Here is a 7,887-nt window from a genome sequence, read left to right as displayed (position 1 = left end):
GACGTCGCCGCCGCCCGCCAGGCGGCCCGCGCCCTGCTCGCCGAGCTCCGCCGCCGCTGACGAGGCGGGCCGGGCGCGCCCTTTCATTGATCGGCAGCCTCATTGCGAGTGCTGGCCGCCGTCGGCAAGGTCTCAGCCGTCTTTGGTGGCGAGTGTCACACCCCGACCGATCGAGGAGATGTCGATGACCAAGTTCAACCCCCTGCGCGCGGGGACCTCCCGCCGCGGCCTGTTGCGGACCTCGGCGTTGGGGGGCGTGGTCGGCCTGGGCCTGGCGGACGCCCTCGGCGCCACTCCGGCCAGCGCGGCGGTCGGGTCTGCCACGGCGGACTCCGCCGGCGATCGCCTGGTCATGCTCGGCGTCGACGGCGGTCCGAAGGTCAACGTCGGTCGGGCCAAGCCCGCGCTGGCGCTGGTGGTCGAGGACCAGGTCTACCTGGTCGACGCCGGTGCGAACACCGCCGACCAGCTGGTCGCCGCGGGGCTCGGGTTCGCCACCCTGAACCACCTCTTCCTCACGCACCACCATCTCGACCACACCTCGGGTCTGATGGGCCTGCTGATCCACGGCTGGACCTACGCGCCCAGCGCGCTGACCGGGCTGCGGATGTGGGGACCGCCGCAGATGGGGCGCTTCACCCGCGGACTCGAGGCGGGATACGGCGACGGCATCGACCTCTACGAGAACGGTGGCGGATTCTCCGCCTTCCCCGACGTACGCACCACTGACGTCCGGGTCCCGCACGCGTCGGCGCGCTCCCAGCCGGTGGCCCGGGTGATGGAGGACGACCTGGTGCGGGTCGATGCCACCCGGGTCTTCCATGGGGACGAGGTCAAGGACGCCTATGCCTATCGCTTCACGGTGAAGTCGAGCCGGAAGAAGGTCGTCTTCTCCGGCGACACCAACGCGCCGAACCGGGCCCTGATCGCGCTCGCCAAGGACGCCGACTATCTGGTCCACGAGACCCAGGACAACGACAACGTGGAGAAGGTGGTGGCGAGCGCTCCCGCCGCCCAGCAGGCCGCGCTGCGCGAGCACCTGCTGACCTCCCACTCCGACGTGCGTGACCTTCCGCGGGTCGGCAGGGCCGCCGGAGTGGGGACCATGGTGATGAGCCACTACACCCCGTTGCCGCAGGACGCGTCGGTCTACCTCAAGAAGGCACAGCGGGCGGCGGACAGGCTCGGGTACGACGGCGCGCTCGTCGCCCCGGAGGATCTGGATGTGATCGCGCTCTGAGGAGTCCGGGTGTCACCGCCGCGCTGCCCGACGTCACGGCGGTGACACCGTCGGCCGGCCCCACGTCCGGAGCTCGGAGGACATAGGGTCGGCGCATGACGCACGACGCGATCGAGGTGATCCTGGCCAAGCGGGATGCCGCCGAGCTCTCCGACAGCCAGATCGACTGGGTGATCGACGCCTACACCCGGGGCATCGTCGCCGACGAGCAGATGTCGGCGCTGGCGATGGCGATCCTGCTCAACGGGATGAGCCGGCACGAGATCGCGCGCTGGACGTCGGCGATGATCGCCAGCGGTGAGCGGATGAGCTTCGCGGGCCTCTCCCGGCCGACCGCCGACAAGCACTCCACCGGTGGGGTGGGCGACAAGATCACGCTGCCGCTCGCCCCGCTGGTGGCGGCCTGCGGTGCCGCGGTTCCCCAGCTCTCCGGACGGGGACTCGGCCACACCGGGGGCACGCTGGACAAGCTGGAGTCGATCGCCGGGTGGCGGGCGTCGCTGTCGAACGAGGAGATGCTCGCGCAGCTCGACTCGGTCGGAGCGGTGATCTGCGCCGCCGGAGACGGCCTCGCGCCGGCGGACAAGAAGCTCTACGCGCTGCGTGACGTGACCGGCACCGTCGAGGCGATCCCGCTGATCGCCTCCTCCATCATGAGCAAGAAGATCGCGGAGGGCACCGGCTCGCTGGTGCTCGACGTCAAGGTCGGCTCCGGCGCCTTCATGAAGTCGCTGGCCACCGCCCGGGAGCTGGCCCGCACCATGGTCGACCTCGGCACCGACGCCGGCGTGCGCACGGTGGCGCTGCTGACCGACATGGACACCCCGCTGGGGCTGACCGCCGGGAACGCCCTCGAGGTCGCCGAGTCGATCGACGTGCTCGCCGGCGGCGGTCCGGCCGACGTGGTCGAGCTGACCCTCGCCCTGGCCCGGGAGATGCTCGCCGCCGCGGGCATCGACGACGTGGACCCGGCCGATCGGCTCGCCGACGGGTCGGCGATGGACGTGTGGCGCGCGATGATCGCGGGCCAGGGCGGCGACGCCGACGCCCCCCTGCCGGTCGCCCGCGAGCAGCACGTCGTGCCGGCACCGGCCGACGGCGTCCTGACCCGCCTGGACGCGATGGCCGTCGGTCTCGCCGCCTGGCGGCTCGGCGCCGGCCGGGAGCGCAAGGAGGACTCGGTGCAGGCGGGCGCCGGCGTGGTGTGGCACGCCCGGCCGGGTGACACGGTCACGGCCGGCCAGCCGCTGTTCACCCTGCACACCGACACCCCCGAACGGTTCGAGCGCGCCCTGGCCGCGCTGGAGGGCGGGTACCACCTGGCGCCGTCCGGGACGCCGTACACGCCGCCGCCACTGGTCCGCGACCGGATCGCCTGACGTCCGGATCGCCTGACGCCACCGACAACCCGTCCACCACAAGGCCCATCTCGCGCGGATTTGGAGAGCAGCATGGTTCACCCACCCACCCTCGACCAGATCAGATCCGCGCCGAAGGTGGTGCTGCACGACCATCTCGACGGCGGGGTGCGTCCCGTGACGATCGTGGAGCTGGCGGCCGAGATCGGTCACGAGCTGCCGGCCGGCAACCCGGTGGCGTTGGAGGAGTGGTTCTGGTCGAGCGCCGACTCGGGTTCGCTGGAGCGGTATCTGGAGACGTTCGTGCACACCCTGGCGGTGATGCAGGACGCCGACGCCATCGCCCGCGTCGCCCGCGAGTGCGTCGAGGACCTGGCCGACGACGGTGTCGTCTACGCCGAGGTGCGCTATGCCCCCGAGCTGCACGTGGAGCAGGGGCTGAGTCTGGAGGAGGTGGTCGCGGCGGTGCAGCGCGGCTTCACCGCGGGCATGTCCGGACGGGGGATCGTGGTGCGCCAACTGCTCACCGCGATGCGACAGGCGGCCCGGGCACGAGAGATCGCCGAGCTCGCGGTGGCCTGGCGGGACCGCGGGGTGGCCGGGTTCGACATCGCCGGCCCGGAGAAGGGGTTCCCGCCCACCCGGTTCCTCGACGCCTTCGAGTACCTGGCCGCGGAGAACATGCGCTACACCATCCACGCCGGGGAGGGCTTCGGGCTGCCCTCGATCTGGGAGGCGGTGCACCCCTGCGGCGCGGACCGGCTCGGCCACGGCGTCCGGATCGTGGAGGACATCACCGTCGGCCCGGACGGGACGCCACGGCTGGGGCGGCTCGCCGCCTACGTCCGGGACCGGCGGATCCCGCTGGAGATGTGCCCGGCCTCCAACGTCCAGACCGGCGCGGCACCGTCGATCGCCGAGCATCCGATCCGGTTGCTCAAGCAGCTCGGCTTCCGGGTGACCATCAACACCGACAACCGGCTCATGTCTCGCACCTCGATGACCGCGGAGATGCGGTCGGTGGTCGAGGCGTTCGACTGGACGCTGACCGACCTGGAGTGGCTGAGCGTCAACGCGATGAAGTCGGCCTTCCTGCCCTACGACGAACGCGTCGCCCTCATCCACCGGATCAAGGACGCCTACGCCGCCCTGGCCTGACCCGCGGTCGGCACCGGTGCGCGTCGGTGCGCACCGACGCTCAGCCGCGGCGCCGGGCCGAGCGCGGGACGGCCGGCACCAGGATCGTCCACGGTCGCGGCCACCGGCCGAGTGAGCCGAGTCCGCCGGTGAAGTCGGTCCTGGTCACCGTGCGCACCTGCCCGCTGGCCGGGTTGAAGATCCGCAGGGCCGCGCCCGCCGTCCCAGCCTTGTCGGCCTCCTCGGTCGCGCCGAGGACGAGGGTGATGTGGCGGGCGCGCAGCGTGGTGCCGACGTAGAGCACCGCGAGGTCGCCGGCGGTGGCGGCGGCCAGCAGCCGGTCGAAGGCTTGCCGCTGGCCGAACCAGGCGGGCCGGAGCCGGTAGCGGACGCCCTCGATCGCGCCGAGCTGGGCCGCGATCGACCAGAACGCCGAACCACCTCGGCGTGGCCAGGGCAGCTGCCACCGGCCGTCGGCGCCGCGCCAGCCGGCGAACTCGGCATGCAGGCGTTGGACGGCCTCGCCGAGGTGGGGCAGGGTCCGTTCGGCGTACACCGGGTCGCGCAGCATCCGCGCCACCACCACGCAGGTCGGTCCGCAGGAGACACGGTCGGGCTGGCGCAGCCGCGGACCCCACGGCAGTCGCGTGGGTCGCCGTACCAGATGGCGCAGGGCGGCGAAGGCCTGCGGCGGTGTGGCGGGCTGACAGCCCTTGGCGACCGCATCGGCGACCACCGCGTGCTGCTCGCGCATCAGGGTCAGGCCGCGTCGCACCAGCACCAGCGGCGGCTTGCGGTGCTCGCGCAGGTCCCGGGTGAGTCGCCGCCAGAAGACCACCAGCGGCCGTTTGGTGAGGCAGTACGCCGCCGCCAGCAGGTCCTGGCGACGGCATTCGGCCACGATGTCCTGGGCGAAGATCCCCTCGGCGACGAAGTACCGATGCTCACCCAGGTCGAGCCGCTGGGTGCCGGTGCGCCCGTCCCGGGCGATCTCGTAGACGGGTACGTCGGCCATACCGGTCTCGCACAGCGCGGCGATCGCGGCCAGGGCGTCGGTGCGCAGCCAGGCGTCGGGGTGGTCCCAGTCGATCAGGCCGGCGTTCGGCCCCTCGGCGAGTCGCGGGAGGGTGGGGTCGTCGCCGTCCTTGTAGAAGTCGTCGAGACGGAGCACGGGCAGCCCGAGCCGTTCGGCCAGCCGGGACTTCCCGGCGCCCGACGGCCCGGCGAGGACGATGACGCGGGCACGCATGTGGGCCGTCTCGACCGAGTCAGTAGCCGTTCGTGGGGCCGCCGCCCGCGAGCAGCGCGCGGCTGCCGGAGACCCCCAGCCGGGTGGCGCCGGCGGCGATCATCGCCTCGGCCTGGGCCAGCGTCCGTACGCCGCCCGAGGCCTTGACCCCGACGTTCGGCCCGACCGTCTGCGCCATCAGCCGCACCGCGTGCTCGGTGGCGCCGCCGGCCGGGTGGAAGCCGGTCGAGGTCTTGACGAAGTCCGCGCCCGCCTCGGCCGCGGCTCGGCAGACCCCGACGATCTGCTCGTCGCTCAGCACCGCCGACTCGATGATCACCTTGAGCACCGTCGGTGCCGGCACCGCCGCGCGGACGGCCGCCACCTCGGCTCCCACCTCGGCGAACCGGCCCTCCCTGGCGGCGCCGATGTCGATCACCATGTCGACCTCGTCGGCACCGTGGGCGACCGCGTCGGCGGCCTCGGCGGCCTTGATCGCGCCGACGTGCTTGCCGCTGGGGAAGCCACACACCACCGCCACCTTCAGCGAGCTGCCGGCGGGCACGGTCAGCGGCAGCATCGAGGGCGAGACGCACACCGAGTAGGTGCCGAGCTCGACCGCCTCGGCGATCAGGGCGTCGACGTCGGCGTGGGTGGCCTCCGGCTTGAGCAGGGTGTGGTCGATCATCGCGGCGATCTCGGCAGGCGTGGGCACCGGCACAGGATAGTGCCGACCGGCCCGGTGCGCCGCCCGGCCGGTAGGGTGAGGCGGTGCCGAGCAGGGAGCGGAGACCGCAGGACCAGACGCAGGACCGGGCGAGGGGCGAGTGGTTCCGCGGCACCAACGGCGTCGTGTGGGGCGCGGTCGTCGCGGTCGCCGTCGTCGCGGTCGTCGTGCTCGACCTCGGGGCAGGGGCCCATCCCGCGGTGATCTGTGGCGCGCTCGCCTTCGCCTGCCTGTGCTATGCCGCCCTGATCCGACCGCGGATCGGGCTCGTCGACGACGACCTGGTCGTCCACCATCTCTACTCCACCCAGCGGCTGCCGATCGCGGCGGTCGAGCAGGTCGCGGTCGGCCGGACCACCGCCGTCTCCGTCGGTGGCCGGCGCTACCTCTCCGGCGCGGTGAGCCGGCCGCGACGGCAGGTGCGCAGCGCCCGGCCGCGGGAGACGACCTATCCCGACTACGTCGAGCAGCGGCTCACCGACGCCGCCTCGCTGGCGCGCCATGAGGCCGGGATCGCGCCTCGGTCCGCCGAGCAGCGGGCCCTCGCCGACCAGGTCACCCGCAGCTGGGACTGGCCGCTGATCGTCGTCAACGTGGTGCTGGTGGTCGCGTTCGTGGTGACGCTGGTCTGGTGACCGCCGGGTCCGGACCCGGACTCAGAGCGCGATCGCCACCGCCAGATCGGCCTTGAGCGCCGCCAGCTGCCGGCCGGCCCGCTCACGAGCGGTGGCGACGTCGCCGTCGGCGACCGGTACGACGACCTCGAGATAGCACTTCAGCTTGGGCTCGGTGCCGCTGGGCCGGATGATCACCCGCGCCCCGCCGGCGAGCCGGTAGCGCAGCCCCTCGGTCGGCGGCAGCCCGCCGCCACCGGCGGCGAGATCCTCGATGCTGTCCACCGTGACGCCGCCGAGGGTGGTCGGCGAGGCGGTGCGCAGACGCCGCATCGCGGCCTCGATCAGGCTCAGGTCCGAGACCCGGACGGCGAGCTGGTCGGTGGCGTGCAGCCCGTGCGCGAGGGCTATCTCGTCCAGCACGGCGGCGAGCGAGGAGCCGGCCGCCTTGCACCGGGCGGCGAGCTCGCACAGCATCAGCATCGCCGAGATGCCGTCCTTGTCCCGGACGTGCCCGGGGTCGACGCAGTAGCCCAGTGCCTCCTCGTAGCCGAAGGTGAGACCCGGGACCCGACTGATCCACTTGAATCCGGTGAGCGTCTCGGCGTACGGCTGGCCGGCGGCGGCGGCGAGCTTGCCCACCAGGCTGGAGGAGACGATGGAGGCGGCGTAGGTGCCGGACCGGCCCCGGGTCAGCAGATGGTGGGCCAGCAGGGTGCCGACCTCGTCGCCGCGCAGCATCCGCCAGCCGGCCCCGGTCGGGATCGCGGCGGCACAACGGTCGGCATCGGGGTCGTGGGCGATCACGATGTCGCAGCCCTTGCGCGCCCCGAGGGCGATGGCCCGGTCCATCGCACCGGGCTCCTCGGGGTTGGGGAAGGCGACGGTGGGGAAGTCCGGATCCGGGGCGGCCTGGGAGGCCTCGATCTCCGGTGCGGCGAAGCCGGCGTAGCGCAGCGCCTCGTGGGCGAGGTCGCCACCGACGCCGTGCAGGGGCGTGTAGGCGATCCGCAGCTCCCGCGGCCCGGGGCCGATCAGCCCGGCGACCGTGTCCAGGTACTGCTCCACGATCGACTCGCCGAGCACCGTGCCCGGTGCTCCGCGTCGCAGCCCGGCGAGCGGGCCGACCGCCGCGATCCGGGTGGCGATGTCGCTGTCGGCGGGAGGCACGATCTGGGATCCGTCGCCGAGGTAGACCTTGTAGCCGTTGTCCTGCGGCGGGTTGTGGCTGGCGGTGACCATCACCCCGGCGCTCGCCCCCAGCGCGCGGACCGCGAACGCCAGCACCGGGGTGGGCAGCGGACGCGGCATCACGAGGGCCTCGCGGCCGGTGCCGGTGACGACCTCGGCGGTGTCGCGGGCGAAGACATCGGAGTGGTGCCGGGCGTCGTACCCGACGACGACGGGACCGTCGGCGCCGGTGGCGTCCAGGTACGCCGCGAGGCCGGCGGCTGCCCGGCTGACGACCACCCGGTTCATCCGGTTCGGCCCCGCGCCGAGAGCGCCGCGCAGGCCGGCGGTGCCGAACTCGAGCGTGCCGGCGAAGCGGTCGGCGAGGTCGGCGGCCGCAGCCGGGTCGGTGG

The 7,887-nt window shown here is 73.3% G+C and carries 7 protein-coding genes; 4 read left to right on the top strand and 3 right to left on the bottom strand.

Annotation, left to right across the window (positions count from 1 at the left end):
- Positions 1-184 precede the first annotated feature (184 nt).
- The 3 genes from QM638_RS12960 to QM638_RS12950 all read left to right on the top strand — a co-directional run bounded on the left by QM638_RS12960 (position 185) and on the right by QM638_RS12950 (position 3,756).
- On the top strand, positions 185-1,240 hold the full coding sequence (locus QM638_RS12960; RefSeq protein WP_415142397.1) for an MBL fold metallo-hydrolase: 1,056 nt from the start codon (positions 185-187) through the stop codon (positions 1,238-1,240).
- 95 nt (positions 1,241-1,335) lie between these two features.
- The gene (locus tag QM638_RS12955) at positions 1,336-2,619 is read left to right on the top strand and encodes a thymidine phosphorylase (protein WP_415142396.1); all 1,284 of its coding nucleotides are present in this window, start codon (positions 1,336-1,338) and stop codon (positions 2,617-2,619) included.
- Between the two features lie 72 nt (positions 2,620-2,691).
- A complete protein-coding gene (locus QM638_RS12950) occupies positions 2,692-3,756 on the top strand; it encodes an adenosine deaminase (RefSeq protein WP_415142395.1) in 1,065 nt (354 codons plus the stop codon).
- 40 nt (positions 3,757-3,796) lie between these two features.
- Here the strand turns inward: QM638_RS12950 and QM638_RS12945 are convergent, their stop codons facing one another.
- Both QM638_RS12945 and deoC read right to left on the bottom strand, forming a co-directional pair.
- Positions 3,797-4,984, bottom strand: a complete 1,188-nt coding sequence (locus tag QM638_RS12945) for a hypothetical protein (RefSeq protein ID WP_415142394.1) — start codon at positions 4,982-4,984, stop codon at positions 3,797-3,799.
- Positions 4,985-5,003: 19 nt separating this feature from the next.
- A complete protein-coding gene (deoC, locus tag QM638_RS12940) occupies positions 5,004-5,651 on the bottom strand; it encodes a deoxyribose-phosphate aldolase (protein WP_415142398.1) in 648 nt (215 codons plus the stop codon).
- 83 nt (positions 5,652-5,734) lie between these two features.
- On the opposite strand from deoC, the gene QM638_RS12935 reads away from it, so the two are divergent.
- Positions 5,735-6,325, top strand: a complete 591-nt coding sequence (locus tag QM638_RS12935; protein ID WP_415142393.1) for a hypothetical protein — start codon at positions 5,735-5,737, stop codon at positions 6,323-6,325.
- A gap of 21 nt (positions 6,326-6,346) precedes the next feature.
- On the opposite strand, the gene QM638_RS12930 is transcribed toward QM638_RS12935, so the two are convergent.
- Positions 6,347-7,887: phospho-sugar mutase (locus tag QM638_RS12930; RefSeq protein WP_415142392.1), on the bottom strand; the 1,541-nt coding region annotated here is incomplete at its 5' end.

The organism is Nocardioides sp., assembly GCF_047606145.1.
Classification (GTDB): Bacteria; Actinomycetota; Actinomycetes; order Propionibacteriales; family Nocardioidaceae; genus Nocardioides.
Note: the sequence above shows the minus strand (reverse complement) of the source record. Positions and strands in the feature narration are given on the sequence as shown.